Source organism: Acinetobacter lwoffii (assembly GCF_024129115.1).
In the GTDB taxonomy this organism is placed as follows: domain Bacteria; phylum Pseudomonadota; class Gammaproteobacteria; order Pseudomonadales; family Moraxellaceae; genus Acinetobacter; species Acinetobacter lwoffii_T.
Window position 1 is genome coordinate 105,952 of record NZ_JAMXXO010000005.1, and the last position, 26,017, is coordinate 131,968.

General features: G+C 44.5%; 22 protein-coding genes and 2 tRNA genes. 18 read left to right on the plus strand and 6 right to left on the minus strand.

Translation table 11 applies throughout. The annotated features are described in order from the left end of the window. Positions 1-164 precede the first annotated feature (164 nt). On the plus strand, positions 165-1,826 hold the full coding sequence (gene ettA, locus NI470_RS06515) for an energy-dependent translational throttle protein EttA (protein WP_005168915.1): 1,662 nt from the start codon (positions 165-167) through the stop codon (positions 1,824-1,826). 69 nt (positions 1,827-1,895) lie between these two features. On the opposite strand, the gene NI470_RS06520 is transcribed toward ettA, so the two are convergent. From NI470_RS06520 to NI470_RS06540, 5 genes are all read right to left on the minus strand, one after another. After that, complete coding sequence (locus NI470_RS06520) at positions 1,896-2,237, minus strand: membrane protein (protein WP_004281123.1); 342 nt, start codon at positions 2,235-2,237, stop codon at positions 1,896-1,898. Positions 2,238-2,394: 157 nt separating this feature from the next. After that, positions 2,395-2,470: transfer RNA gene (locus NI470_RS06525), tRNA-Glu, on the minus strand. Positions 2,471-2,507: 37 nt separating this feature from the next. Then, a tRNA-Ala gene (locus NI470_RS06530) sits at positions 2,508-2,583 on the minus strand. Positions 2,584-2,640: 57 nt separating this feature from the next. Beyond that, on the minus strand, positions 2,641-4,149 hold the full coding sequence (gltX, locus tag NI470_RS06535) for a glutamate--tRNA ligase (RefSeq protein WP_253147982.1): 1,509 nt from the start codon (positions 4,147-4,149) through the stop codon (positions 2,641-2,643). 127 nt (positions 4,150-4,276) lie between these two features. Next, the gene (locus NI470_RS06540) at positions 4,277-4,579 is read right to left on the minus strand and encodes a hypothetical protein (RefSeq protein WP_004281126.1); all 303 of its coding nucleotides are present in this window, start codon (positions 4,577-4,579) and stop codon (positions 4,277-4,279) included. A gap of 393 nt (positions 4,580-4,972) precedes the next feature. Here NI470_RS06540 and NI470_RS06545 point away from each other — a divergent pair, with 393 nt between their 5' ends. The 9 genes from NI470_RS06545 to NI470_RS06585 all read left to right on the plus strand — a co-directional run bounded on the left by NI470_RS06545 (position 4,973) and on the right by NI470_RS06585 (position 15,415). Continuing rightward, positions 4,973-5,974, plus strand: coding sequence for a sulfate ABC transporter substrate-binding protein (locus tag NI470_RS06545; protein ID WP_253147981.1), 1,002 nt, complete (start codon positions 4,973-4,975; stop codon positions 5,972-5,974). 244 nt (positions 5,975-6,218) lie between these two features. Beyond that, positions 6,219-7,238 carry a sulfate ABC transporter substrate-binding protein gene (locus tag NI470_RS06550; RefSeq protein ID WP_253147980.1) on the plus strand — a complete coding sequence of 340 codons (1,020 nt, stop codon included), beginning with the start codon at positions 6,219-6,221 and terminating at the stop codon, positions 7,236-7,238. Positions 7,239-7,423: 185 nt separating this feature from the next. Then, a complete protein-coding gene (gene rsmH, locus NI470_RS06555) occupies positions 7,424-8,335 on the plus strand; it encodes a 16S rRNA (cytosine(1402)-N(4))-methyltransferase RsmH (protein WP_085064331.1) in 912 nt (303 codons plus the stop codon). A 76-nt stretch (positions 8,336-8,411) separates the two neighbouring features. Continuing rightward, positions 8,412-8,678, plus strand: a complete 267-nt coding sequence (ftsL, locus tag NI470_RS06560) for a cell division protein FtsL (RefSeq protein WP_416201980.1) — start codon at positions 8,412-8,414, stop codon at positions 8,676-8,678. 15 nt (positions 8,679-8,693) lie between these two features. Continuing rightward, positions 8,694-10,517 (plus strand): penicillin-binding protein PBP3, encoded by a 1,824-nt coding sequence (ftsI, locus tag NI470_RS06565; RefSeq protein ID WP_004732461.1) that lies wholly within the window; start codon positions 8,694-8,696, stop codon positions 10,515-10,517. 11 nt (positions 10,518-10,528) lie between these two features. Then, on the plus strand, positions 10,529-12,025 hold the full coding sequence (locus NI470_RS06570; protein ID WP_253147979.1) for a UDP-N-acetylmuramoyl-L-alanyl-D-glutamate--2,6-diaminopimelate ligase: 1,497 nt from the start codon (positions 10,529-10,531) through the stop codon (positions 12,023-12,025). A gap of 9 nt (positions 12,026-12,034) precedes the next feature. Next, positions 12,035-13,438, plus strand: coding sequence for a UDP-N-acetylmuramoyl-tripeptide--D-alanyl-D-alanine ligase (locus tag NI470_RS06575; protein ID WP_253147978.1), 1,404 nt, complete (start codon positions 12,035-12,037; stop codon positions 13,436-13,438). Then, positions 13,439-14,557 (plus strand): phospho-N-acetylmuramoyl-pentapeptide-transferase, encoded by a 1,119-nt coding sequence (mraY, locus tag NI470_RS06580; protein ID WP_253147977.1) that lies wholly within the window; start codon positions 13,439-13,441, stop codon positions 14,555-14,557. 54 nt (positions 14,558-14,611) lie between these two features. Beyond that, complete coding sequence (locus tag NI470_RS06585; RefSeq protein WP_253147976.1) at positions 14,612-15,415, plus strand: putative RNA methyltransferase; 804 nt, start codon at positions 14,612-14,614, stop codon at positions 15,413-15,415. Between the two features lie 51 nt (positions 15,416-15,466). On the opposite strand, the gene ponA is transcribed toward NI470_RS06585, so the two are convergent. Next, entirely contained in the window at positions 15,467-17,992 is a 2,526-nt protein-coding gene (ponA, locus tag NI470_RS06590; RefSeq protein ID WP_253147975.1) for a penicillin-binding protein PBP1a, read from the minus strand. A 165-nt stretch (positions 17,993-18,157) separates the two neighbouring features. Here ponA and NI470_RS06595 point away from each other — a divergent pair, with 165 nt between their 5' ends. The 8 genes from NI470_RS06595 to NI470_RS06630 are packed head-to-tail and all read left to right on the plus strand — an operon-like array spanning position 18,158 to position 25,841. Next, positions 18,158-19,216, plus strand: coding sequence for a pilus assembly protein PilM (locus tag NI470_RS06595; RefSeq protein ID WP_005263891.1), 1,059 nt, complete (start codon positions 18,158-18,160; stop codon positions 19,214-19,216). After that, positions 19,216-19,854: a PilN domain-containing protein gene (locus NI470_RS06600; RefSeq protein WP_004281141.1), complete on the plus strand. Its 639-nt coding sequence runs from the start codon at positions 19,216-19,218 to the stop codon at positions 19,852-19,854. Before NI470_RS06595 ends, NI470_RS06600 begins: the two co-directional genes overlap by 1 nt. Then, positions 19,851-20,573 (plus strand): type IV pilus inner membrane component PilO, encoded by a 723-nt coding sequence (locus tag NI470_RS06605; RefSeq protein WP_004281143.1) that lies wholly within the window; start codon positions 19,851-19,853, stop codon positions 20,571-20,573. Before NI470_RS06600 ends, NI470_RS06605 begins: the two co-directional genes overlap by 4 nt. Further along, positions 20,573-21,100: a pilus assembly protein PilP gene (locus NI470_RS06610; protein ID WP_004732447.1), complete on the plus strand. Its 528-nt coding sequence runs from the start codon at positions 20,573-20,575 to the stop codon at positions 21,098-21,100. Before NI470_RS06605 ends, NI470_RS06610 begins: the two co-directional genes overlap by 1 nt. 17 nt (positions 21,101-21,117) lie before the next feature. Next, on the plus strand, positions 21,118-23,271 hold the full coding sequence (locus NI470_RS06615; RefSeq protein WP_253147974.1) for a type IV pilus secretin PilQ: 2,154 nt from the start codon (positions 21,118-21,120) through the stop codon (positions 23,269-23,271). A gap of 36 nt (positions 23,272-23,307) precedes the next feature. Then, positions 23,308-23,844: a shikimate kinase AroK gene (gene aroK / locus NI470_RS06620; protein WP_005101380.1), complete on the plus strand. Its 537-nt coding sequence runs from the start codon at positions 23,308-23,310 to the stop codon at positions 23,842-23,844. A 28-nt stretch (positions 23,845-23,872) separates the two neighbouring features. After that, the gene (gene aroB / locus NI470_RS06625; protein ID WP_184412764.1) at positions 23,873-24,952 is read left to right on the plus strand and encodes a 3-dehydroquinate synthase; all 1,080 of its coding nucleotides are present in this window, start codon (positions 23,873-23,875) and stop codon (positions 24,950-24,952) included. 10 nt (positions 24,953-24,962) lie between these two features. Next, positions 24,963-25,841: a hypothetical protein gene (locus NI470_RS06630; protein WP_253147973.1), complete on the plus strand. Its 879-nt coding sequence runs from the start codon at positions 24,963-24,965 to the stop codon at positions 25,839-25,841. Positions 25,842-26,017: the final 176 nt, after the last annotated feature.

Genomic DNA, 26,017 nt, shown 5'->3' on the forward strand with positions numbered 1-26,017 from the left:
TTAAAAAAACATCATCAATAAACTTGTAACAATGCATTGAAGTTCATGGCAATGCCTTATGTTTTCGCAGCTTTCTGCGTATAATAGCCGATTATTTTTTCGCTCTTTTTTGAGCTGGGGTGGTTGTTTTAACCCCATTTGGTTTTTCAGTTGAGGAGTCCTACGTGGCCCAATATATTTATACGATGAACCGAGTGTCTAAGATGGTGCCGCCGAAACGCGAAATCCTGAAAGATATCTCCTTATCATTTTTCCCGGGCGCAAAAATTGGTGTGCTTGGTCTAAACGGTGCAGGTAAATCGACCTTGCTTCGTATTATGGCGGGCGTAGATAAAGATTTCTCTGGTGAAGCACGTGCACAACCAGGTACTAAAATCGGTTATCTCGAGCAAGAGCCGCCTTTAGATGAAACTAAAGACGTGCGTGGCAACGTTGAAGATGGTCTGCGTGAGCCGCTGGATGCTTTGGCACGTCTTGACGAAGTATTTGCAGAATATGCAGCAGAAGATGCTGACTTTGATGCACTTGCAAAAGAGCAAGAAAAGCTCGAAGCCATTATCCATGCATGGGATGCACATAACCTTGCCAATCAGATGGATCAGGCAGCTGCTGCACTGAACCTTCCAGCTTGGGATGCCGATGTTAAACTGCTTTCAGGTGGTGAACGCCGCCGTGTGGCACTGTGCCGTTTGCTCTTGTCTAAGCCAGACATGTTGCTTCTTGACGAACCGACGAACCATTTAGATGCATCATCTGTTGCCTGGTTAGAACGTTTCTTGAAAGACTTCCCGGGTACCATCGTTGCGATTACGCATGACCGTTATTTCTTGGATAACGTGGCTGAGTGGATTCTTGAGCTTGACCGTGGCATGGGCATTCCATACCAAGGTAACTACTCTTCTTGGTTAGAGCAGAAAAATGCGCGTCTAGAGCAAGAGAACAAGCAAGAAGAATCTTTTGCTAAAGCATTGAAAAAAGAACTTGAATGGGTTCGCTCAAATGCCAAAGGCCAGCAAAAGAAAAACAAAGCGCGTATGGAGCGTTTTGAAGAGCTTAACTCGCGTGAATTCCAACAGCGTAACGAAACCTCTGAAATCTACATTCCACCTGGCCCACGTCTGGGCAACAAGGTTGTAGAAGTTGAAGGCATCAGCAAATCGTTTGGTGATCGTACCCTGTATAAAGATTTATCATTCGTTGTACCGCCTGCTGCGATCGTGGGTATCGTCGGTGAGAACGGTGCAGGTAAAACCACACTGTTCCGCATGATGACCGGTGAACAACAACCGGATACCGGTTCTGTGGTACTGGGTGAGTCGGTGAAAGTGGCTTATGTGGGTCAGATTCGTGACACGCTTGATGACAACAAAACGGTTTGGGAAGAAGTTTCTGGCGGTTTAGACATCTTGAAGATTGGCGAATACGAAATTGCATCTCGTGCATATATCGGTCGTTTTAACTTTAAAGGCCAGGATCAGCAAAAACGTGTCGGTCAATTGTCAGGTGGTGAGCGTAACCGTTTACAACTTGCGAAAATCCTGCAAATGGGTGCTAACGTAATCTTGCTCGATGAACCGTCAAACGACTTGGACATCGAAACCTTACGTGCGCTTGAGGATGCCATTCTGGTGTTCCCGGGTACTGTGATGGTGATCTCGCATGACCGTTGGTTCCTGGACCGTATTGCAACGCACATTTTGTCATTTGAAGGCGAAACCCCTGAATTCTTCACCGGTAACTATGCTGAGTTTGAAGAATATCGCCGTAAGCGCGATGGTGATGATCTGGTTGCGAAGCGTCAAAAATACCGTAAAATTGGTGTTTAATCCCTGATTTTAAAATAAAAAACCAGCCTTCGGGCTGGTTTTTGTGCTTATAGGGTGGTGGGTAATGACTTAGATTTCCCACTCATGATTACATTCACGACATTTCCATTTCTTTTGGGTCTGCATGAAGGCCTGCATGGAAATTTTAAAATCAGGCAAATCTTTATAGAACATAAAGCCTGCAATCAAAGAAAGAATAAAGACGATGACGGTTGCAGTCTGTAAAGTTGTACCTGCACCATCACCAAAGATCCACATCGCGATACTGATGATCACTAGCAATAATAATAGGAATAGGGCGGGCACCAGAAACATCAGGCTTTTAGGAACCACCGGACGTGGAGCTGCTTGACCTGGCTGGGCCACCGGCATGATTTTCGGGCTTTGACACTTAGGGCAACGATATTGCATTACAACTCCAAAATTCTAAATTACTGATTATTTTATCGGAAGATGCGAAGAAACCGAAATATTGCCCAACATAAAATATACAGGCAATAAAAAACCCAAGTCGCAATGCTTGGGTTTTTTATAAGATCACCATAATATATTATGGTCATCTTGAATATGGCGTCCCTACGGGGATTCGAACCCCGGTTACCGCCGTGAAAGGGCGATGTCCTAGGCCTCTAGACGATAGGGACAATTGAGGCAATAACACAGCTAAAGCAAGACTTGATTTGGTGGAGTCAAGGAGGATCGAACTCCTGACCTCTACAATGCCATTGTAGCGCTCTACCAACTGAGCTATGACCCCAGTCTGTGTGAGCGCTATATTAGGGATATCGCGCTCACACGTCAACACAAAAATTAATTAAGCTTGATCAACTGCTTCATTTTTCGGCAACTTTAAGCTTTCATTAAGTTTTTCCCAGACTTTCAGCTCTTTTTTGCTTGGACCACCGACAATTTCCAGCGCATGACGTAAACGTGCAAAGGTTAAATCCGGACCAATGGTCACCATCGACTGCATTACTGGTGTAGATGCAGTCGAACCGGCGATCGCAATAAAGAACGCAGGCATGAAATCACGTAGCTTGATTTCCATCTGTGTCGCCAGGTCCATCAAGGTCTGGCTCACTGTGTCGTTATTCCAGGTGAACAGGCTTTCTAAACGCCAAATTGCGAATTGAAGACTTTGACGTACCTGTTCATCCGACAGTTTCTTGCTTTCAAACTGTTCTTTAGACAGGGTCGGGAAATGGTTGAAATAATGTGCAGACCAATTTACTGCTTCAGACAGCAGGTTAATACGTGGTTGAATCGCAGCCGCAATTTCTTCTAACTTGGCACGATCTGCTTTCCAGGCCAATAATGTGTCTAGAAGTTCAGCCGGGCTGAGTGCCTTGATCCATTGACCGTTTAACCAGTTTAGTTTCTCGACATCAAAGATCGGACCACCAAGTGATACACGTTTGATATCAAAATGTTCAATCATTTCTGCCAGAGTGAATTTTTCACTTTCATCTGGCATTGACCAGCCCATACGACCTAGGTAGTTCAACAAGGCTTCAGGTAGTACACCGATGTCTCTATAGTAGTTAATTGAGGTCGGGTTTTTACGTTTAGACAGCTTAGATTTATCCGGGTTACGCAGCAGTGGCATGTGGCATAGTACCGGCATGTCCCAACCAAAATATTGATACAGTAACTGATGTTTCGGCGCAGATGGAATCCATTCTTCACCACGAATTACGTGGGTGATTTGCATCAAATGATCATCTACTACGTTTGCTAAATGGTAGGTTGGTAGGCCATCGGTTTTTAGCAGGATTTGCATGTCTACTTGCGCCCATGGAATTTCCACTTCGCCACGCAGCATGTCATTGAATTTACATACGCCTTCGGTTGGTACTTTCATACGGATGACGTGTGGTTCACCAGCGGCCAAACGACGCTCAACTTCTTCTTGAGTGAGATTCAGACCGCGACCATCATAACGTGGCGACTCACCACGTGCCTGCTGTTCTGCACGCATTTGATCTAGTTCTTCTGCAGTTGCAAAACAGTAGAAAGCATGGCCTTTCTCTACTAGTTCCAAGGCATAATTTTTATAGATATCCATACGTTCTGACTGGCGATACGGCGCATGCGGGCCACCGACATCAGGACCTTCAGACCAGTTCAGACCCAACCAGCGCAATGAATCTAGGATCATTTTTTCAGATTCAGACGTTGAGCGCAGTTGGTCAGTATCTTCAATACGAAGAATGAATTCACCACCATGCTGTTTAGCAAAACATAAGTTAAACAAGGCGATATAGGCAGTACCTACATGCGGAAAACCAGTAGGAGAAGGTGCAATACGAGTACGAACAGTCATAGCCGGATCTAATCTTAGATATAAAATTGCAGCTATTATAGCGAAAAAGCCACATCACTTAATGCTTTATTCAACATTGAATGATGTGGCTTTTAAATCCGGGAATATTCAGCGCTGTTGAGGCTGATTAAGAATGAGCGCTCGAAAAAATACTTTGGACAAAGCGGGTGAAGCGGTAATTCTGTTCTGCAAAGAAATTTTGCGAAGGTGCGACTTTAAATGCAGTCAAGACTTTGAGATTATCTTCTGTTTGAAGTGTTTTTTCAGTTTTTTGTTGCTGAATCGCTTTTTCAATCGGCGAAGTCTTGCTTTCAACAGTGCTTACTGTAGGCTTCGGCAAATCTGTCTTCACAACGACGGCATGACCGAGTTGAATCGAGAACAACATAATCAGGCTTAGGATGCTGGCTGTGAATAATGTAAATTTCATATCCAAACTTCCTCCTTACTTCTGGTTGGTTTTATTTTGTTAAAAATGTTTTTTTAATACTCTGTCTACAATTTAATCACAGTTGATCATAAAGAAGTAGAACCAAGTCACATTTTTTACAAAAGAAATAATATAACTCTGTGGAAAATTACCAAAAATCGTAATTTCCTGTTTTGGTGGCCTATTTTTAACAGACAACTGTGAAGAGAACGTGAAGAACTGTCTTATATTGTAGCAGAAGATTACTTTTCTAGCAGAATATGTATCTGGATTTAATTGTTAGAAGATATCTCAAAATCATAAATAGATTGTAGATATTGTTATAAATATATGATTGTTATGTTTATTTTTGATTTGTATAGTGCAGGTCATATAAACAATGAGTTACATCAAATGAAAAAAATAATAGCATCCGCAATCTTGACAATTTTAGTGGGAACAGCAGTACAGAATTCCATTGCCAAAGATTTCCTGAATGTCTCTTATGACCCGACCCGTGAATTTTATCAGGAATATAACGAAGAATTTGGCAAATTTTGGAAGCAGAAAACCGGACAAACGGTTAATTTTAAACAGTCGCATGGCGGTTCAGGCAAGCAGGCACGTTCGGTGGTCGATGGTTTGCAGGCCGATGTCGTAACCTTGGCCTTGGCCAATGATATCGAAGAAATCGTCAATGCAGGTTTAATCGAGAAAGACTGGCAAAAAGAGTTTCCGAGTAATTCGGCACCTTATACCTCTACGATTGTATTCTTGGTGCGTAAAGGGAATCCAAAGCAAATCAAAGACTGGAATGATCTGACCAAAGCGGGTGTGGACATTATTACCCCAAACCCAAAAACCGGTGGCGCACCGCGTTGGATCTACCTGTCTGCTTGGGGTTATGCGCTGAAACAGCCTGGCGGGAATGATGCGAAAGCCAAAGAGCGGGTGAAAAAACTTTATCAAAATGTCAAAGTGCTCGACTCCGGTGCTCGTGGTTCACTGACGACGTTTGCCGAGCGCGGCATTGGCGATGTGCTTTTATCCTGGGAAAATGAAGCCTTGCTGGCGACGCAAGGGCTGGGTAAAGACAAATACGATATCGTCTATCCATCGATTTCCATTCTGGCCGAGCCATCAGTAGCGATTGTCGATAAAAACGTGAATAAAAATGGCAATACCCATCTGGCCAAAGGTTATTTGAACTATTTGTATTCACCGAAAGGGCAGGAGCTTGCTGCGAAATATTTCTTCCGTCCGCGGGACGCCAAAGTGGCTGCCAAATATTCAGACCAGTTTCCGAAAATCCAGACCTTTACCATTGATAAAGTCTTTGGTGGTTGGGCCAAAGCGCAAAAAACACATTTTGTGAATGGGGCGATTTATGACCAGATTTACAATGAAAAAAGATAAGTGAGCGGTAGTCTAAATACAATAAAGAAAATGGCTAAAGTGTTATCCATTTTCTTTATATCTAATGCATAAAATTCTATATATTAGATATAAGTAGAATAATAAATAGTATTTTCCTTTTAAAAACAAAATATTAATACAGAAAAACCTTTTATTTTATCGTGTTGTGATGTTGTAGGGTGAATTGCGATAAATGATTTTATTTCATATAGTTATATCTAATGAAGATAAACTCCGTGCTGCCATGAAAATTCAATTGAAATCGTTATTTAGTGCTGCCTTATTGGCGACTGGTTTAGGCATGACCGCGACTGCTTCACAAGCAGCAGACCGTCAGTTTCTAAATGTATCCTATGATGCTACGCGTGAGTTCTATGATGAATTTAACAAATCATTTGGCGCTTACTGGAAAAACCGCACCGGTCTGGATGTGAATTTCAAGCAGTCACATGGCGGTTCGGGCAAACAGGCACGTTCTGTGGTCGATGGTCTGAAAGGTGATGTGGTGACTTTAGCGCTGGCCAATGACATCGAAGAAATTGTGAAATCTGGTCAGATTCAGCCAGGCTGGCAAAAGGAATTCCCACACAACTCCGCACCTTATACCTCGACGATCGTATTCATGGTACGTAAAGGTAATCCGAAAGGCATCAAGGACTGGAATGACTTAACTAAACCAGGCGTACAAATTATTACGCCGAACCCAAAAACCGGTGGTTTGCCGCGTTGGGTGTATCTGTCTGCATGGGGTTATGCCGAGAAACAGCCAGGCGGTAACAAAGCCAAAGCACAGGAATTTGTCGGCAAGCTTTATAAGAACGTGAAAGTGATGGATTCTGCTGCACGTGCTTCAATGACCACTTTTGCCGAGCGTGGGATTGGTGATGTATTGCTGACTTGGGAAAATGAAGCTTTAGTAACGCAAAAAACCTTGGGCAAAGACAAGTTTGATATCGTTTATCCATCGATTACGATTTTGACTGAACCATCAGTGGCGATTGTGGATCGTACAGTAGAGAAAAATGGCAATAAATGGTTGGCAACTGGTTATATCAATTACCTGTATTCACCATTGGGTCAGGAAATGGCAGCTAAACATTTCTATCGTCCGCGTAATGAAAAATTATTAGCCAAATATTCGGCGCAGTTCCCGAAAATCAAAACCTTTACCATTGATGAAGTCTTTGGTGGCTGGGCCAATGCACAGAAAACCCATTTTGTGAATGGTGCAATCTTTGACCAGATTTATAACAGCAAACGTTAATTGATCTGCCAAGTCATCTTGATTGAAAAAAGCCTCCGGTTTTTGGAGGCTTTTTTGTATGAGAAAAATGCTAAAACGGTTTTCTCTATGGAAAGTAATATTTATCTACAAAAAGTCGTTTGGAGCTTTGCCTAAACAGGGTGATAATGTGCAGTTAAATTTTTCCCCCTATTGATTGAGTTTTTATGTCACATATTTCTGTATTACTTCACGAAACGATTGATGCCTTGTTGGCGGGTCGCAATACGGGAACTTATGTGGATGGAACCTTTGGCCGTGGTGGACATACGCGTTTATTGCTGTCCAAATTAGATGAAAATGCACGCGTCTATGCCTTTGATAAAGATCCACAAGCACTGGCGGTGGCGGCTGAACTCGAACAAGAAGATTCACGTTTTAAAATTATTCATGCCAGCTTTGCTGATCTGAAAGATGCATTGGCTGAACTGGGCATTGAACAGGTAGATGGGGTAATGGCAGATCTGGGTGTTTCTTCACCTCAGCTGGATCAGGCTGAACGTGGTTTCAGTTTTATGAAAGACGGCCCGCTGGATATGCGTATGGACAACTCGCAAGGTCCAACTGCAGCAGAATGGCTGACCCAGATTGAAGAAGAAGCATTAGCCAATATTATTTTTAAATATGGTGAAGAGCGTTATAGCCGCCGTATTGCCAAAGCGATTAAAGCTGCCGGATATATTGATACTACGGCAAAGCTGGCTGAGATCGTAAAAGTAGCGCACCCGAAATGGGAAAAAAATAAGCATGCTGCGACCCGTACTTTCCAGGCGATTCGTATTGCTATTAATAAGGAATTAGAAGATATTGAAATCTTCTTGCCTCAGGCCGTTGAAATCTTAAAGCCAGAAGCACGTTTGGCGGTAATTAGCTTCCACTCACTGGAAGACCGTTTGATTAAACAATTTATTCAAAAAGAGTCAACGCTTGAAGAAGATTCAGGCTGGGGAATGCCACAACAACAGAAAGATACGCGACGTTTAAAGAAAGTTTCTCGTGTTAAAGCCAGTGATGAGGAGGTCAAAGCCAATCCTCGTTCACGTAGTGCATGGCTCCGGGTAGCAGAGCGTTTAGCTTAATAGGCAGATCATGAAAACGGAAGTGGTTGATAAAAAAACAGAAAAATTGTGGCTGAAAAAAGTTACAATCTATCTCATGCTGATATTGATGGTCTTCATCAGTGCAGTATTTGTGGTATTTCAGGTGTTTGAATACCGTCAGGACACCCGAAAACTGAGCAGCTATTTGCGTGAGCGTGATGACCTGAATGCAGAGTGGGGGCGTTTGCTGATTGAGCAGCAAACTTTTGGCGCGACGGCACAGATCGGTACGCGTGCAGTGACACAGCTGCGTATGTATTCACCTCCGGTTTCACAAAGTGTCGTGATTTCCTTACCACAAACTTCAGATGAGAAAAAATAAGGCTAGCGTTCCGACATGGTAGACAAGAGAAAGAAGCAACCGGTACGTAAAAAACAATCGGTCACCGACAAAAATGCCTCAAATGTTTATATCAATCGTTTTTACATCATGTGGGCGGTGGTGCTGCTGTGTTTCGTAACACTGATTTGCCGTGCTTTCTATGTGCAGATTATTAATAAAGATTTTTTGCAAAATAAAGCCAATGCCAATATTTTAAGAACCAATACCATTAAGGCAATGCGTGGCGTAATTTATGATCGTAATGGCATTCCATTGGCGATCAGTACCCCAATCATGAAAATTGTGATTGATCCACGTGATTATTTTGATAATAAAAAACTCTATGACGAGACCATGCTGGCGCTGGAAAAAGAACCGAATAGCCGCAAATTGAAACGTCAGTTACCAGATAAAAACCTGAATCTGGATGAGCTGGCGGATGCGGTCGGTATGGATCGGGCAGAATTGCGCAAAAAAATGCAAGAACGTCCGCGTTCACGTTATCTGATCCTGAAAAAAGAAGTTCCACCACAACAGGCCGAACTGATCATGAAGCGTAATTTTCAGGGCGTATATACCGAGAAAAACTATAAGCGCTATTATCCGCAGCCACAGCCGAACTCTCAGATTATTGGTCTGACCAATAGCGAAGGCAGCGGCATTGAAGGTCTGGAAATGCAGCTGAATAGCCGTCTTTCCGGAAAGGATGGCGAACAGCAGATCATTCGCGATAAAAAAGGTAACCGGGTCAAAGAACCGGAAGTGATTAAAGAAGTTGAACCGGGCGAAAATATTACCTTAAGTATCGACTCGCGTCTGCAATATATCATGTACCGTGAGCTGACTGCGGCCGGAGTTGCCAATAATGCCCGTTCAGCGACTGCGATTGCGGTAGATGTCAAAACCGGTGAAATTCTGGCGCTGTCATCATGGCCATCCTATAACCCGAATGATAAAAACAGCCTGCTCAATAAGGATGCCATGCGTAACCGCGGTGCAGTCGATTCTTTCGAGCCGGGCTCGACCATGAAGCCGCTCACTGTAGCGATGGCCTTGGAAAGTGGCAAATATACGGCGAATTCAGTCGTGAATACCACACCGGGCAGTATGCGGGTTGGTAATCATACCATTCGTGATACGCATAACTATGGTCAGTTGACACTCGGCGGCATTCTACAGAAATCCTCTAACGTTGGTGTGGCAAAACTGGCCTTATCGTTGCCGTATGAAACCTTACCAACCTTCTATAAACGTCTGGGTTTTGGTCAGCGTTCAGCGGTGAAATTCCCGGGTGAAAGTGCCGGTTTGATTCTTCCACCAAGCAAATGGAATGTATCAGAAGTGGCGACTATGTCCTATGGTTATGGTCTGAACGCGACGGTACTTCAGCTAGCTGATGCCTATGCCATGCTGGCCAATAAAGGCGTGAAAATGCCACTGAGCCTGTATAAGCTGGAAGAACAGCCCCAAGGTGAGCAGATGATCGATGCCAATATTGCCGATCAGGTCCTGCTGATGATGGAAACCGCAACCTTGCCAGGTGGTACAGCAACTCGCGCCACCATTCCAGGCTATCGCGTGGCAGGTAAAACCGGTACTGCACATAAGCTGCGTGCTGACCGTAAAGGTTATTCAACCAGTGAATACCGGGCTTTATTTGCCGGCGTAGCACCAGTCAGTGATCCACGGATTGCCATGGTGGTGGTGGTGGAAAACCCACAAGGCACCTACTATGGCGGTACGGTATCCGCACCGGTCTTTGCCCGCGTGATGCAGGAATCCTTGCGTCTGCTGAATGTCCCTCTGGACAAACCTTTAGAACCTCCCAAAGTCCAGTAAATAGGTGATCAATGTCTATTACATTTCAAGATCTCTACACCCCTCACGATGTCGCTGACTGGATGAAGCAATCCTTTCAGGGCTTCGAGCTGGATAGTCGTAAAGTTAAACCGGGACAGATTTTTATTGCCCTGACCAGTCTGTCTCAACCGGAAAAAACTGCTCAATTTGCCCAGAAAGCCTTAGAGCAGGGTGCATTGGCCGTGATTTCAGAAACTGAGCTGGGGGTATCTCCAAATCTGGTAGTGGCAGATGTACGTCATCTGATGGGGCAGTGGCAAAAGCAGTATTTGCAAGCGACTCAACCTGTTCAAGCTGCTCGAATTCTGGCAGTTACCGGCACCAATGGTAAAACCACGATTTCTCGCTTGGTGGCTGAATTCATCATGCTGCAAGGTAAAGCCTGTGCAGTGATGGGTACCACAGGTAACGGGATTTTACCAAATCTGGAAGCATCTTCGCACACCACTCTGGATGCCTTGCAACTGCAAAATGCCTTGCATGGCTATGCGCAGGCTGGTGCGGAATTTGCCTCGATTGAAGCCAGCTCACATGGTCTGGAACAAGGTCGCTTGAATGGTTGTGATATCGAGATTGCGGGTTACAGCAATTTGAGTCGTGATCATCTGGATTATCACGGAACGCTGCAAGCTTATGCGGAAGCGAAATCGGATTTATTCCGGTTTGAATCTTTAAAAGTCGCTGTCATCAATATCGATGATGAGCATGCACAGATCATGCTGGATGCTGCGAAAAATAATCCGGCACAGCCTAAAATTTTGACTTATTCCACCAAGCAAAAAGCGGATTATCAGGTTCAGGATATTCAGTACAGCATTTCAGGTGCGAACTTTAAACTAGAAACTGCTTCTGCTGAATATGTGGTTAACAGTCCATTACTGGGTCATTTCAATATTGAAAATCTGGTCGCCAGTCTGATCATGGCGGAGCAGGCTGGTTTTGACCTGAACAATTTGATTGCAACTGTACCACAGCTTAAAGGTGCGCCCGGTCGGATGCAGGTGCTACGTGATGGTGAGCGCCTGTTTGTGGTGGATTATGCGCATACCCCGGATGCTTTGACCCAGGTTTTGGTGACCTTGAAACGTCATGTTTCACAAAATCTCTGGACTGTTTTCGGCTGTGGCGGTGATCGTGACCGTGGTAAACGTCCACTGATGACTCAGGCTGCTTTAGACGGTTCAGATATCGCAGTACTCACTTCTGATAATCCACGGACCGAAGATCCGGCACAAATTTTTGCTGATATGAAAAATGGCATCGATTTTTCCGGCAAAACCTATCATGAAATTCATGACCGTCGTGAAGCGATCAAGTTTGCGGTTAAACACGCACAGGCGGGTGATATTGTGGTGATTGCAGGAAAAGGGCACGAAAATTATCAGGAAATTGATGGTGTACGTCACTGGTTTGATGACGTGGTCGAAGTGCAAGCTGCGATTGATGCCCAGCATTGCAACACAGATTCAGCCTATTCAGCGCATTAGGATTCAGATATGCATACCTCAACAACAAGTACTGCGGCGCTGGAGCCGTGGAGCATAGAACAATTACAGCAGGCTACCCAAGGCTACTGGCTGAATGATAAAAAGCCTGCAGGCCAGATCAAGCGGATTTTGACTGATTCACGTGATGCAGAAGCAGGTGATGCTTTTCTTGCGCTGAAAGGCGAGCGTTTTGACGCGCATGACTTTATTGCGCAAGTCGCGGCTCAAGGTTGTGAAATTGCCATTGTCAGCCGTCCGGTGGATGCCGATATTTGCCAACTGGTGGTAGAAGATACTCGTCTGGCATTGGGACAGTTAGGTGCTTATCGCCGTCAGCAGAATCCTCAACTCAAAGTTATTGCCTTGACCGGCAGTAGTGGCAAGACCACGACTAAAGAAATGCTGGGAAGCATTCTGTCGCGTCTGGCACCGACCTTGGTTACGCGTGGTAATTTGAATAATGACCTTGGCGTGCCGGTAATGTTGCTGGAGCTACGTCCTGAACATCAATATGCGGTGATGGAACTCGGTGCAAGTCATCAGGGTGAAATTGATTACACTTCAAAAATGGTGCAGCCGCATGTGGCGGGGATCATTAATATCGGGACTGCGCATTTAGGTGAATTTGGCGGTCGTGACGGGATTTGCCGCGCGAAATCCGAGATTTATGCGCATATCTCTGAAACCTCAATTATTCCTGCTGCAGATGATTTTGCTGAAACCATTCGTGCCGCAGTAAAAACTGAAAAAAGCTTGAGTTTTGGTGCTGGTGGTGAAGTCTATGCCAGCGATGTAGTCCTTGATGCTCAATCTTCAAGTTTTACCCTGAATACAGCGCAAGGCTCGAAAACAGTTCAGTTGCCGTTTGCCGGCGAGCATAATGTTGAAAATGCGACTGCAGCAGCAGCTTTCGCCCTAGCGATCGGTATTGGTCTGGATGATATCGTGGCTGGCCTGGAACAGGCAGTCGGTGCCAAAGGTCGTCTGAATTTTATTCCGCATAAAGACTATTTATTTATTGATGACACCTACAATGCCAATCCGGGTTCGATGCGTGCAGCGGCTGAAGTGTTGGCGCAGCAGCAGGGTATCCGGGTGATGGTCACCGGCGATATTGGTGAACTCGGTTCATCTGCCGCAATCGAGCATTACAAGCTCGGTCGCGATCTGGTCTCGGTTAAAGGCATTAATTTTGTGGTGGCTGTGGGTGAATTTGCGCCGGCCGCACAAGAAGGTGCCCGTAGTACACAATATGGTAAAAAAATGCAGGCTTTCCTGAATCAGGAGCAGGCATTACCGTTTTTAATTCGTTTGATTGAAACACATCAACCTCAGCCGATGTCATTCCTGTTTAAAGGGTCGCGTTTTACCCATATGGAAACATTGATGGCTGCATTGATGGAGAAACTCTAAATGCTGTTATGGCTCTTTGAACATTTGGCGGGCTTTGACAGCACGTTTCAGGTGGTTCGTTATTTAACTTTACGTGCTTTGCTCAGTGTCTTGACGGCACTGACCATTGGTCTGGTGCTTGGTCCAATCATGATTCGCAAGCTACAGGCGCTGAAATATGGTCAGGCAGTGAGTTCGTATGCTCCTGAAAACCATGCCAAAAAAATGGGTACACCGACCATGGGTGGGGTGCTGATCCTGCTTTCGATTGGTATTTCGACCCTGCTTTGGGCGGATCTTTCCAATCCTTATGTCTGGATTGTACTGGGTGTGATGGTGATTTTCGGTGCAGTGGGCTGGGCTGATGACTGGATTAAAATCCGTTATAAAGACAATGCGGGTTTGCCTGCGAAGAAAAAATTCTTCTGGACTTCAGTCGGTTCTTTAGGTGCCGGTATAGCCTTGTATGTGATTGCACAGCAACAGACCAATCCGGTGCATACCGCAAACATGCTGGATTTGCTGATTCCATTCTTTAAAGATCTAACTATTCCACTGTCGATGATTCCACTCGGTATTGGCTTCATTATCTTTACCTATTTCGTGATTAACGGTGCCTCCAATGCGGTGAACCTGACTGATGGTCTGGATGGTCTGGCAATCATGCCAATCGTGCTGGTTGCTACAGGTTTGGGCGTATTTGCCTATTTGGCCGGTGACGTGCGCTTTGCCAATTATCTGCATATTCCTTATGTAAAATATTCGTCTGAACTGGTGGTGGTCTGTGCTGCCATGATCGGAGCGGGTCTGGCTTTCCTTTGGTATAACGCCCATCCAGCCCAAGTATTTATGGGGGATGTCGGTGCTTTATCTCTCGGTGCAATGCTCGGTACGATTGCCGTCATGGTTCGTCAGGAAATCGTATTTGCGATTATGGCTGGTGTCTTTGTCGTGGAAGCGGTTTCAGTATTCCTGCAGATTGGTTCATTAAGAATGCGCAATAAACGTGTATTCCTGATGGCGCCGCTACATCATCATTATGAAAAGAAAGGCTGGCGTGAAACCCAGGTGGTGATCCGTTTCTGGATTATTACGATTATGCTGGTAGTTTTGGGTCTAATGACCTTAAAATTGCGTTAGAAAATGCATGAGAAAAAGTCGGCGCATGCCGGCTTTTTTGTTTTGGAGAAAATGATGAATTTACTCATGTGCCCAGTCTGTCGCCAGCAGTTGAGCTTAAATGAAAGAACATGGCGATGTGAGAATCATCATAGTTACGATGTCGCCAAACAAGGCTATGTGAACCTGCATGTGGTTCAGCATAAGCACAGCAAAAACCCGGGAGATACGCCTGAGTCTGTGCAGGCACGTCGCGCATTTCTTAGTGCAGGTCATTATGCGCCTTTGCAACAGGCTGTCGTGGAAAAGATTCGCGAGTTGCGGATTGAGAACCTTTTAGATATTGGCTGTGGAGAAGGCTATTACACCAATGCCATGCAGGCTGAAGTGCTGCAATGTGTGGGAGTTGATATTGCCAAGAATGCAGTTCAGGTGGCTGCCAGACTGAATAAAGACATTACTTGGGTGGTGGGAACCGGGGCAACCTTGCCTGTACTGGATGAATCGATTGATCTGTGTACCAGTTTATTCAGTCCGATTCCCAAACAGGAAATCCTGCGGGTCTTGAAGCCGAAGTCTTATTTGATGGTGGTGACACCAGCACCACAACATTTATATGCCATGCGTGAAGCGCTGTTTGAAGAAGTGAAACCACACGAGCCGCAGAAGTTTGTTGAGCAACTGCAAGATGAGTTTAATCTGATCAGTGAGCAGGTGGTTGATGCACCGATGATTTTGCCACAGACTGATTTAAAAAACCTGATTGCCATGACACCCTATGCTTATAAGGCCAAGCCTGAACGCCGTTTGGCACTCGAACAGCAGGATCAGTTTGAATTGCTGGCTCAATATCAGATTTACCTGTTCCAGAAAAAATAAAAAATGCATATAAAAAAGCCCTCAACTGAGGGCTTTTTTATATCAGTCAGATTACTGAACTTCTTCGATCAGATTTTCCAGTGAGTCTACCCGGTTCGGCTGAAGAGGCTGTTCTTGAGGTGCAGAACCTTCATCATCTGGTAAACGAATCGGTTGATCTGGTAAATCCTCAAAGTCAGTTTCTGTGCGTTTCGGGACGACCACAGGTGCTGGACGGTAAAGTGCTGTCGCCAGAGGCGGAGAAGACGGATCATTCTGCTGCTCATCAACCTGAACCGCTTTGTTGCGATTCACCGGTGCCTTGGCATTGCGGTCTAAACGTACCCATGCTTCTGGCTGGCCTTTTAATGCCTTGCCCATAAAATCGGTCCAGATCGGTAAAGCTGCTACACCACCATATTCACGGCGACCTAAGGTGGTCGGCTGGTCAAAGCCTACCCAAGTCACGGTGACCAGCTTGCCATTGAAGCCAGCAAACCAAGCATCTTTGGCATCATTAGTGGTACCGGTCTTCCCACCGATATCGCTGCGACCAATTCTTAATGCAGCACGGCCAGTACCATGTTGAATCACGTCACGCAAAATATTGGCCATGTCATAGGCAGAGCTAGATTTTAAAATACGCTGTGCCTGACGATAATTACTGTCTTCGGCAGAGACTTTAGGTGCAGCCTGTTTTTGCTCTAAAGTTGTATTGTTGATTGCAATTGCTTCGTCATCTGCGGTAATAGGATCAGTGGCTTGAACTGTTTCTTCTTTTTCATTAATACATGAAATGCAGGCATATTCAGGCTTGGCTTCAAAGATGGTATTGCCATAGGCATCTTCAATACGGGTAATAAAGTGCGGCTGGATTCGGTAACCGCCATTGGCAAAGGTGGCATAGCCAGTCGCCATCTGAATCGGAAGAACCTGCGGGGTGCCTAAGGCAATGGTATAGTTACGTGGAATCTGGTTATCCTGTAAACCGAAATCCATGAATAACTGACGTGTACGTTCAATCCCGACGGCCTGTAATAAGCGCACTGAGACTGTATTACGTGACAGATAAAGTGCACGGCGTAACGGGATCATACCCAGATAACGGCCATCCGAGTTACGTGGCGTCCATTTGCCAATGGTAATGGGTGCATCATTGACCATGGTATGTGGCGTCATGCCACGTTCTAAAGCCAGTGCATAAACAAAAGGCTTAATGGTAGAACCAGGTTGACGCCAGCCTTGGGTTGCACGGTTAAATTTCGACTGATAAAAATTATATCCCCCGACAATGGCTTCAATCGCACCATTATTTGGGTTGATGGCAATCAATTGTCCTTGCACATTGGGGATCTGCACCAATGACCAAGAGGTTTTATTTTCATTGGGTCTTAAGCGAACAATATCTTTGACTTTGACAATTTCGGACGCTTTGCTCGGTGCGCCACCTACACTGTTGACGTTACGAAAGCGACGCGCCCAGGACATACCTGACCAAGGAACAGTTACGCTACTTCCGTCCTGCATGAGTGCTTCAAAGCTGGAAGTGCCCACCTTGGTTACTTGCGCGGGATAGGTGTTAGCATAAGCACGGAACTTGTCGAGAGGTTGATCATGTGCTTCAGCACCACGCCAGCCATGTCGACGGTCATAAGCCTCTAAGCCTTCTTGTACCGCTTGCTCCGCATAGGCCTGACGTTCACTATGAATAGTGGTATAGACTTTATAGCCGGAATCTACCGCCTGTTCACCAAAATTTTGTACCAGTTCAGAGCGTACCATTTCACCGACATACGGGAATTTGTTTCGGGTACTCCGGTCAGGCATATCTAAATTTACCGGTTCAGCAATGGCTTGCTGATACTGGCTCTGGTTTAAATAGCCCAATTGCAGCATACGGCCCAGAATCCAGTTACGACGTTCCAGGGCGCGTTTGGGATTGGCGACCGGATTGTATCGAGAAGGTGCTTTAGGCAGTCCAGAGATCATCGCCATTTGTGCAATTGAAAGCTCTTCTAAGCTCTTGTTATAGTAAATTTTAGCTGCTGCTGCGATGCCGTAAGCATTTTTCCCCAGGAAAATTTTATTGACATACAGGGTCAGAATTTCTTCTTTACTTAAGTTCTGCTCAATTTTACGTGCCAGAAAAATTTCAGTCAGTTTGCGCTTCAGCGTCCGTTCAGGACTAAGGTAATAATTTTTTGCCACTTGCATGGTAATGGTCGAACCACCGGTCTGTATATCCGAGCCGGTCACCGTCTCACTGAGTGCGCGTCCCAAGCTTTTAAAGCTGATCCCGCTATGCTCAAAAAAGCTGGAATCTTCAGCGGCGAGGAAAGCATGAATAAACTCGGGCGGAATTTGTTCATATTTCACGGGAACAGAAAGCTTGCCTCCATATTCGGCAATTAATTCATTATCTGAACTAAAAACTTGTAAAGGCTTTAATAAAGGGGCCTTTTTAAGCGTAGACATTTCAGGCAAAGATGGGGCAATATAGAGATACATGCCATAGAAACCCATCGGAATTGAGATCAGTATAATGATAATGATCAAAAAAAATGGATGAACAAGGCCTGAACAAGATAGCTTTTTCATAACAAGTAAGTTTTAATAAGAGCTAATGGCGAACTAATTACCGGTCAGTATATCCTGTCGATATCCATATTGTTAGATGAGTTATTGTATCTATATAAAATTATAGACTGGACCAATTGGTAAGTTAGATTGAATTGGGGACAAAAAAATAATAGGAAGTGTATTGTGCGCAGGTTATATCGTAAACCAAATAAGGGGTTAATAGGAGTCGATATTAGTTCGACTTCTGTTAAGGTTTTAGAACTTTCTGTAAAAAGTGGCCGTTACTGGGTAGAGAGCTATGCTTTGATCCCATTATCGGAAAACAGTGTTGTTGAAAAAAACATCTTAAACCCAGAAGCAGTCGCTGATGCCCTTGGGCGTGCAATTAATTTGGGTAATACCCAGTCGAATCAGGCCGCTTTTGCGATTCCTACTTCAATGGTCATCACCAAAATCATTGAGATGGATGCAGACATGTCAGATGATGAACGTGAAGTTCAGATTCGTGAAGATGCGGAACAATACATTCCTTTTCCACTCGATGAAGCGAGTCTGGACTTTGAAGTTCTGCCAGACCGTCTTGCCAATCCGAACCGGGTCAATGTGCTGCTGGTCGCTACCCGAATTGAAAATGTCGAAGCACGTTCTGAAGTTTTAGAGATTAGCAGTCTAACGCCTAAGATTGCAGATGTAGAAAGTTTTGCGCTGGAAAATGCCTTTAAGGTATTTTCGGATACTTTACCGATGGGGGTCAATACGGTTGGTATTTTAGACATTGGTCATAGTATGACGACCTTGTCGGTGATGCAGAACAACAAGATTATTTATACTCGTGAGCAGGTGTTTGGCGGTAAGCAATTAACTCAGGAAATTCAGAATCGTTATGGATTATCCTTTGAAGAAGCTGGACGTGCTAAAAAAACCCGTGCCTTGCCTGATGATTATGATATTGAAGTCCTAGAACCCTTCTTGGATGCCGTGGTACAACAGGCAGCCCGTTCATTACAATTCTTCTTTTCATCTTCTCAGTTTAATGAGATTGACCATATTTTACTGGCCGGCGGGAATGCCAATATTCCAGGTCTGGCAAAATTATTACAACAAAAACTCGGTTACCGTGTCACGATCGCGAATCCATTTTTGCAAATGGGCTTTTCTCCTCAAATTGATATTAAAAAAATTGAAAATGACGCGTCATCACTCATGGTTGCATGCGGTTTGGCATTAAGGAGTTTTGATTAATGGCAAGAATTAACTTACTTCCTTGGCGTGATGAGCTAAGAATTAAAAGAAATAATGAATTCGTGGCAATCTGCGTGGGGGCGCTTTTCTTGGGATTAGCGGCAGCGGGTTCAACCTGGTTTTATTATGATCACAAGCTTCAAGATCAGGAGCAGGCCAATCAGCTGATTCAAAGTACCAACCAGAATCTGGATGTGCAGTTAAAGGCGCTTGAAGGTTTACAAGAACAGCGTAATGCAATTGTTGAACGGATGAAACTGATTCAGGGCCTACAAACCCAACGTCCGATTGCAGTGCATCTGATTGATGAAATTGTGCGGGTGACCCCAAGCAATATGTATATCACCAAATTCCAGCGTATCGGTGATAAGTTTACCATTGAAGGTCGAGCTGAGAGTCCAAATACGGTAGCAGAACTGCTCCGTAATCTGGAAGCTTCATCTTGGTATCGGAATGCCTTTATGAATGCCTTCCTGGTGGCTGAAGAAGCAAAAGAAAAGGCACCGAGCTCGATTATTCCACGTGTGGAAGAATCTTATGGCAGTTTTACTGTAACTGTGGATCTGGATCAGATCGCTCAGCCAGTACTTAACGAAGAACAACAAGCAGTCGCTACAACTACGGGGGCATCATCATGAGTAATGAAGAATTCGATGAGTTCGGCCAAGATGTCGTCGCTGTACCTAAAAATAAAATGACTGTTGAAAAGTTTTTTCAGCAATTCAATACATTAGATCCAAATAACTATGGTAGCTGGCCTTTGTCGGTCAAAATTACCTGCTGGATTTTTATTGCGGCACTGGCATTTGCGGTGATTTACTTTGTCATGATCAGAAGCACGATTGAGTCAATTTCACAAGCCAGTGCTCAAGAACAAAACCTGCTGAATGAATTTCGCGAAAAAGAATCCAAATTACGCAATTTACAACAATATCAAATCCAGCTTCAGGAAATGGAAGCCCGTTTTAACCAGCAGTTAGAACAGTTGCCGAAAGAAACTGAAATTCCGGGTCTGGTTGAAGATATTAACCTGAGCGGTGTGAATTCAGGCCTGAAGTTTAAAAATATCCGTCTAGAGCCTGAAATTAAACAAGAGTTCTTTATTGAACAGCCAATTGCGATTGAAGCTACTGGGGATTATCACGCTTTTGGTTCCTTTGTGAGCAGTATTGCCGGCTTGTCACGTATTGTTACGCTGCATGATTTCACCATTACCGGTACTGAAAACAAAGAGAAAAAATCTGAAATTCCGGTCATTGATTATGTGGTGAAAGCCAAAACTTATCGTTATGTCGGTAATGCGGAAGGCGCTGCAGCGCAGCCTGCAGCTAACAGCACTACTCAGGGGGCGCAGTAATGAAGAACATTAAAATTACTTCGGCTTTAACGCTTGGGTTTTTATTATTGGGATGTGATTCACGCATTGATGCAGTCAATCAGGAAATGGCCAATATTCGTAATCAGCCGCCTTTACCGATTGAACCTGCGCCTGATTTTATGCCAGTTGAAACCTTCAACTATGCAGCACATCAGATCAAAAGTCCTTTTTTACCAAGTTCTTTGGCTGCTGAACTGAAAATTATGGCGGGGAAACGGGTTTATCCAAACCTATCACGTCAACTGCAACCGCTAGAAAGTTATCCGCTGGAAACTTTGACCATGAAAGGCAGCATGCGTAATCAGGCCGGGCAGATTCTGGCTTTAATCCAGACGCCTGATGGTGAGGTTGAGCGGATTCAACGTGGTAGCTATATGGGACTTAATCATGGTCGTGTGGTTGGAATTACACCAACACAAATCGATTTGATTGAGATTATTCCAGATGGCCGTGAGGGATATGTGGAACGTCCGCGAAGTTTGGTTCTTATCGGGCCGGCGCCATAAGTTTTAAAGGAATAACAATGAATAAGAGTATTAAAGAATTTATTTTTGGGGATGTTAATACAATGAATCGTGTGTTTCGTCAGTTTTCCATGGGTGCTGTTGCGATTGCGGTGATGCAAGCGGCTAGTGCACAGGTTTCAATGACCAATGTAGTACCCATGCAGCTTCCTGGACAAGGAACTGAGATTCGGGTGATGTTCAATGGTTTGCCACCACAACCACAGGCCTACCAATTAGAATCACCGTCACGTTTGATTCTGGACTTTGACAAGGCACAACAGAATTTAAAACAAAGCAGTATTCCGGTGGCAACACGTGAAGCCAGTTCAGTGGATGTCACTTCGGATGCTCAGCGGGCACGTCTGACGGTAAACTTGACCGAGGCAGGAGCCTTTACGACTCGCGTGGAAGGTAATACCTTTATTCTTAAAATTAACTCGGCAACTCCTGTAGCCATAGCTCAACCTGTGCAGCAACAGTCAGCTCAGGGTATCAGTAATATTGGTTTCCAGCGCGGTGCGCAAGGTGAAGGCCAGGTCGTTATTGATCTGCTAGGAAATAATACACCAGTCGATGTACAGCAGCAGGGTACCAAAGTTATTGTGCGGACTTTAGGCTCTAAAATCCCTGCACATTTGACCCGTCGACTCAATGTGACTGATTTCGCGACTCCGGTATCGAGTGTGGATGCTGTGAATCAAAATGGTTCAGGAGTCATTACGATTCAGTCTGCGGAAAGTTATGAATATATGGCTTATCAGACTGATAACAAGCTGACCATCAGTTTGAAACGACCAGAAGCCAAGAGTCCATTGCGTCCTAAAACCGTTGCCTATACGGGTAAGAAGATTTCTTTAGATTTTCAGGACATCGAAGTCCGTCGTGTACTACAGCTCCTGGCTGATTTTACCGATATCAATATGGTGGCTGCAGATAGTGTACAAGGTAACATTACCTTGCGCTTGAAAGAGGTACCGTGGGATCAGGCGCTGGATATTGTGCTAAAAACCAAAAATCTGGATAAACGCCGTAATGGCAATGTGATCTGGATCGCACCAGTTGCAGAGCTGATTAAGGCTGAAGAGGAAGAAGCTAAGGCTATTAAACAGAGTGTTGCACTTGCCCCTATCCAAACTGAATATATGCAGCTCAGTTATGCCAAAGCCGCTGATATTGAAAAACTGATTACACAGAATAAAGGGGCATCTGGCTCAGGTGGTTCGAGTAGCACGAATAATAATGATGGTGGAGAAAGTTTATTAAGTTCACGTGGTTCAGTATCTGTTGATGCACGAACTAATACCATTATTGTGAATGATACTCAGCTCTTTATTGATAAAATCCGGAATATGGTGGATCTACTTGATGTACAGGTCAAGCAGGTGATGGTCGAAGCACGTATTGTGCGAGCTACCACTGACTTCACCAAAGAGATGGGGGTGAAATGGGGGCTTCTGTCTCAAGGTATAACTGATAATAATCATTTATTGGTAGGTGGTAGTGATACTACATTATGGGATTTAAAAACACCTGATGATGATGGTAAGTATACGATTCAACGACCGGATAATCTTAATGTGGACTTGGGGGTTACTAGTCAGGGTGCAAGCCGTATTGCCTTTGGTTTAATCAGTCTCTCTGATTTTATGCTTGATCTTGAGCTTTCTGCACTTCAGGCAGATGGTTATGGCGAGGTGATTTCTACCCCTAAAGTACTGACAGCGGACAAGCAAAAAGCGACTGTTGCATCTGGTTCACAAATTCCATACCAGTCAGCAGAGGGTGGTGGTGCGAATGCAGTGTCTACCACGGAATTTATTGATGCCACCTTAAGTCTGGATGTTACGCCAAGTATTACGCCAGATGGTAAAGTGCAGATGGAACTCAATATTACCAGTGACTCTCCAGGCAACCCGACACCGACCGGACAACTCACTATTAACAAAAACCAGATCAACACCAATGTTTTGGTGGATAATGGTGAAACCGTGGTTCTGGGCGGTATTTTTGAGCAGGAAACCCGTAATGCACAAACCAAGGTACCATTTTTGGGGGATATTCCTTATGTAGGGCGTTTATTCCGTAAAGATTTAAAGTCGGATAACAAGCGTGAGCTTCTGATTTTCGTTACACCTCGAATTGTTAATGACAGTGTTTCAAGAAATCATTAATATATTTTGAATTTAACAAAACGAATAGGTGACTCCTTGCCAAGCAAAGAGTTTGAAACCCTACCAAATATTTATTTGGTAGGGCCGATGGGGGCCGGTAAAACAACAGTAGGACGACATCTCGCAGAATTGTTAGGACGTGAATTTCTAGACAGTGATCATGAAATTGAACGTAAAACAGGAGCGACCATTCCCTGGATTTTTGAAAAAGAAGGGGAGCAGGGGTTTCGTGACCGTGAAACTGCTGTCATTAATGACCTTACCTCACGCCCCCATCTGGTTTTAGCCACTGGTGGTGGGGCCATTACTCAGACCTTAAATCGGGATTATCTGAAACAGCGCGGAATTGTTGTCTATCTCTATACGCCGGTTGAAATTCAACTGCAACGTACCTATCGCGATAAAAACCGTCCCCTCCTCCAAGTCGAAAATCCGGAACAAAAGTTACGGGATTTATTGGCAGTCCGTGATCCCTTGTATCGGGAAGTGGCGCATCATATTATTGAGACCAATCAGGGTGCTGCACGAGATCTGGCGCAACGGATTCTCAATCTCATTACTTCTAAAAACTAAGTTCATTGAATAAAGTGGTTAATCAAGCATGCAAACCTTATATGTAGAACTCGGAGAACGTCGTTACCCTATTTTTATCGGGAGCGATCTGGATCCACAGGCCTTATTGGCACCCTATATTCATGGCAAGCAAGTAATGATTGTGAGCAATACTACGGTTGCACCACTTTATTTGCAGCGTTATCAAACGGCGATTGAGGCTCTAGACAAACGTGTTGCGACCTGCATTCTGCCTGATGGTGAAAAATATAAGGATAGCCAGCATCTGAACCTGATTTTTGATGCACTGCTTGAAGCCAGGTTTAATCGGGACTGTACTGTGCTTGCGTTGGGTGGGGGTGTGATTGGAGATATGGCCGGATTTGCTTCGGCCTGTTTCCAGCGCGGAGTGTATTTTATTCAGGTACCGACGACCTTGCTGTCGCAAGTAGATTCAAGTGTTGGTGGAAAAACCGGGATCAATCATCCACTCGGTAAAAACATGATTGGCGCTTTCCAGCAACCTCAAGTGGTACTGGCGGATATGTCGCAGCTTGCTACTTTGCCTGATCGAGAGCTTTCAGCAGGTTTGGCTGAAGTGATTAAATATGCGCTGCTAGGCGATGAGTCATTTCTGGTCTGGCTTGAAGATAATATGGATGCTCTGGCCGCTCGAGATGAACAGTTGCTTGCTGAAGCCGTTTACCGTTCCTGTGCGCATAAGGCGCGGATTGTAGCCAATGATGAGAAGGAGCAGGGGGAACGTGCTTTACTCAATTTAGGTCATACTTTTGGGCATGCGATTGAATCCTACCTGGGGTATGGTGTCTGGCTACATGGCGAGGCTGTTGCCACCGGTATGGTGATAGCTGCGGATCTGTCACAGCGTATGGGCTGGATTTCTCAAGAAGATTTAGAACGTACAAAAAAAATCATTTCTCGTGCCAAACTTCCTGTGGTTTGTCCTAAAATCCCTCTGGATGATTTTCTGGCCTATATGGCCCATGACAAAAAAGTCTTAAATGGACAATTGCGTCTGGTGTTATTAAAGCAATTAGGCGAAGCAGTGATTACCCGAGACTTTGATCTCGAGTTAATGAAACAGGCAATTTTAGCCAGTCAGGCATAGGTTTAGTTTTATGGCAGCATTACATACTCCTTGGCAAAAGATTCAGCATTATTTCTGGCTGGTCTGTGGTGTATGCTGCCTATTTGCTGCCTTAGTTTTTTGGGCGGTGACTGATTCAGATGATGTCGTCGAAATTGAAAAAAAGCCTGAAACTGAAGTTCAGTTGCAGATTCAACCAGAAAAAGTCGCCACAATGACCCATCTTGGTGCACTTTTTCAGGAAGTGAAACCACTGGACCTAAATACGCGTACCGTCGTGAATGCCAGTCATGAGCCGGAATTCCGTGGTACCAAATTTGTCAATGAAGCGAAAAACCAGCACGCCATTGAATTATTTCGTGTGACCAATGAAGCCATTTTAAAAAGTTTTCTTAAAAAACAGTCCGATCGTAAACCTTTTATTTATTTAAGAATATCGGGTGAAAATCAGCCAGAACAATATGTATTGTTATATGGTCAATATAAGACGGCAGCGCAAGCCAATCAGGCTTTATCTACACTGAAGTTAAATTTACCAGCCTCAGTTAAGCCTGAAGTTGTAGCAATGCAGCAATATGTCAGTCTGGTCAATAATCTGGGTTCAGAAGAATTGGCCAGTAATCAAAAGCTTTACGAAATTCGTTTGAAAAATGTGCCTTTGCCGAAAGTAGATGAATCGGTACGACTTAGACAGCAGCAAACTCAAACTGAGTCCAAGCCGCGTAGCTCTGATGCGGCGACTACCAGTACCACCATTGTGCGCCGTGATTCATCGGGAAATGTGGTCGATGTACAGAAATCTGAAAGTGCTGTAGAAAGTATACCTCAACCACAAAATAACAATAATCGACCTGCTCAGGGCAGTAATCCGCGTCCTCAAAATAACGAGATTAGTGATCCATTTAATTAGTTCGGTCTAAAATAGCGCATCCAAAAAATTACAGAATTAAAAATGAGCGCTTTTGGTGCAAAAAATGCACATTAAAATTAACCCTTAGAGTGCTGTTCTGCGCTAAATCTTTGTCATCTGTATTGTTTTAATTTATGCGCTGTTTGTTGGCATGGAATTTGCTTTATTGGTGCATG

Bases quoted from the DNA above. Each gene is read 5' to 3' on its own strand.
- NI470_RS06615 (WP_253147974.1), top strand. From the start codon at position 21,118: ATGAATAAGAGTATTAAAGAATTTATTTTTGGGGATGTTAATACAATG.
- NI470_RS06610 (WP_004732447.1), top strand. From the start codon at position 20,573: ATGAAGAACATTAAAATTACTTCGGCTTTAACGCTTGGGTTTTTATTA.
- NI470_RS06585 (WP_253147976.1), top strand. From the start codon at position 14,612: ATGAATTTACTCATGTGCCCAGTCTGTCGCCAGCAGTTGAGCTTAAAT.
- NI470_RS06600 (WP_004281141.1), top strand. From the start codon at position 19,216: ATGGCAAGAATTAACTTACTTCCTTGGCGTGATGAGCTAAGAATTAAA.
- NI470_RS06545 (WP_253147981.1), top strand. From the start codon at position 4,973: ATGAAAAAAATAATAGCATCCGCAATCTTGACAATTTTAGTGGGAACA.
- NI470_RS06575 (WP_253147978.1), top strand. From the start codon at position 12,035: ATGCATACCTCAACAACAAGTACTGCGGCGCTGGAGCCGTGGAGCATA.
- NI470_RS06540 (WP_004281126.1), bottom strand. From the start codon at position 4,579: ATGAAATTTACATTATTCACAGCCAGCATCCTAAGCCTGATTATGTTG.
- NI470_RS06605 (WP_004281143.1), top strand. From the start codon at position 19,851: ATGAGTAATGAAGAATTCGATGAGTTCGGCCAAGATGTCGTCGCTGTA.
- NI470_RS06570 (WP_253147979.1), top strand. From the start codon at position 10,529: ATGTCTATTACATTTCAAGATCTCTACACCCCTCACGATGTCGCTGAC.
- NI470_RS06630 (WP_253147973.1), top strand. From the start codon at position 24,963: ATGGCAGCATTACATACTCCTTGGCAAAAGATTCAGCATTATTTCTGG.
- aroB (WP_184412764.1), top strand. From the start codon at position 23,873: ATGCAAACCTTATATGTAGAACTCGGAGAACGTCGTTACCCTATTTTT.
- NI470_RS06550 (WP_253147980.1), top strand. From the start codon at position 6,219: ATGAAAATTCAATTGAAATCGTTATTTAGTGCTGCCTTATTGGCGACT.
- ponA (WP_253147975.1), bottom strand. From the start codon at position 17,992: ATGAAAAAGCTATCTTGTTCAGGCCTTGTTCATCCATTTTTTTTGATC.
- mraY (WP_253147977.1), top strand. From the start codon at position 13,439: ATGCTGTTATGGCTCTTTGAACATTTGGCGGGCTTTGACAGCACGTTT.
- gltX (WP_253147982.1), bottom strand. From the start codon at position 4,149: ATGACTGTTCGTACTCGTATTGCACCTTCTCCTACTGGTTTTCCGCAT.
- ftsI (WP_004732461.1), top strand. From the start codon at position 8,694: ATGGTAGACAAGAGAAAGAAGCAACCGGTACGTAAAAAACAATCGGTC.
- NI470_RS06520 (WP_004281123.1), bottom strand. From the start codon at position 2,237: ATGCAATATCGTTGCCCTAAGTGTCAAAGCCCGAAAATCATGCCGGTG.
- ftsL (WP_416201980.1), top strand. From the start codon at position 8,412: ATGCTGATATTGATGGTCTTCATCAGTGCAGTATTTGTGGTATTTCAG.
- rsmH (WP_085064331.1), top strand. From the start codon at position 7,424: ATGTCACATATTTCTGTATTACTTCACGAAACGATTGATGCCTTGTTG.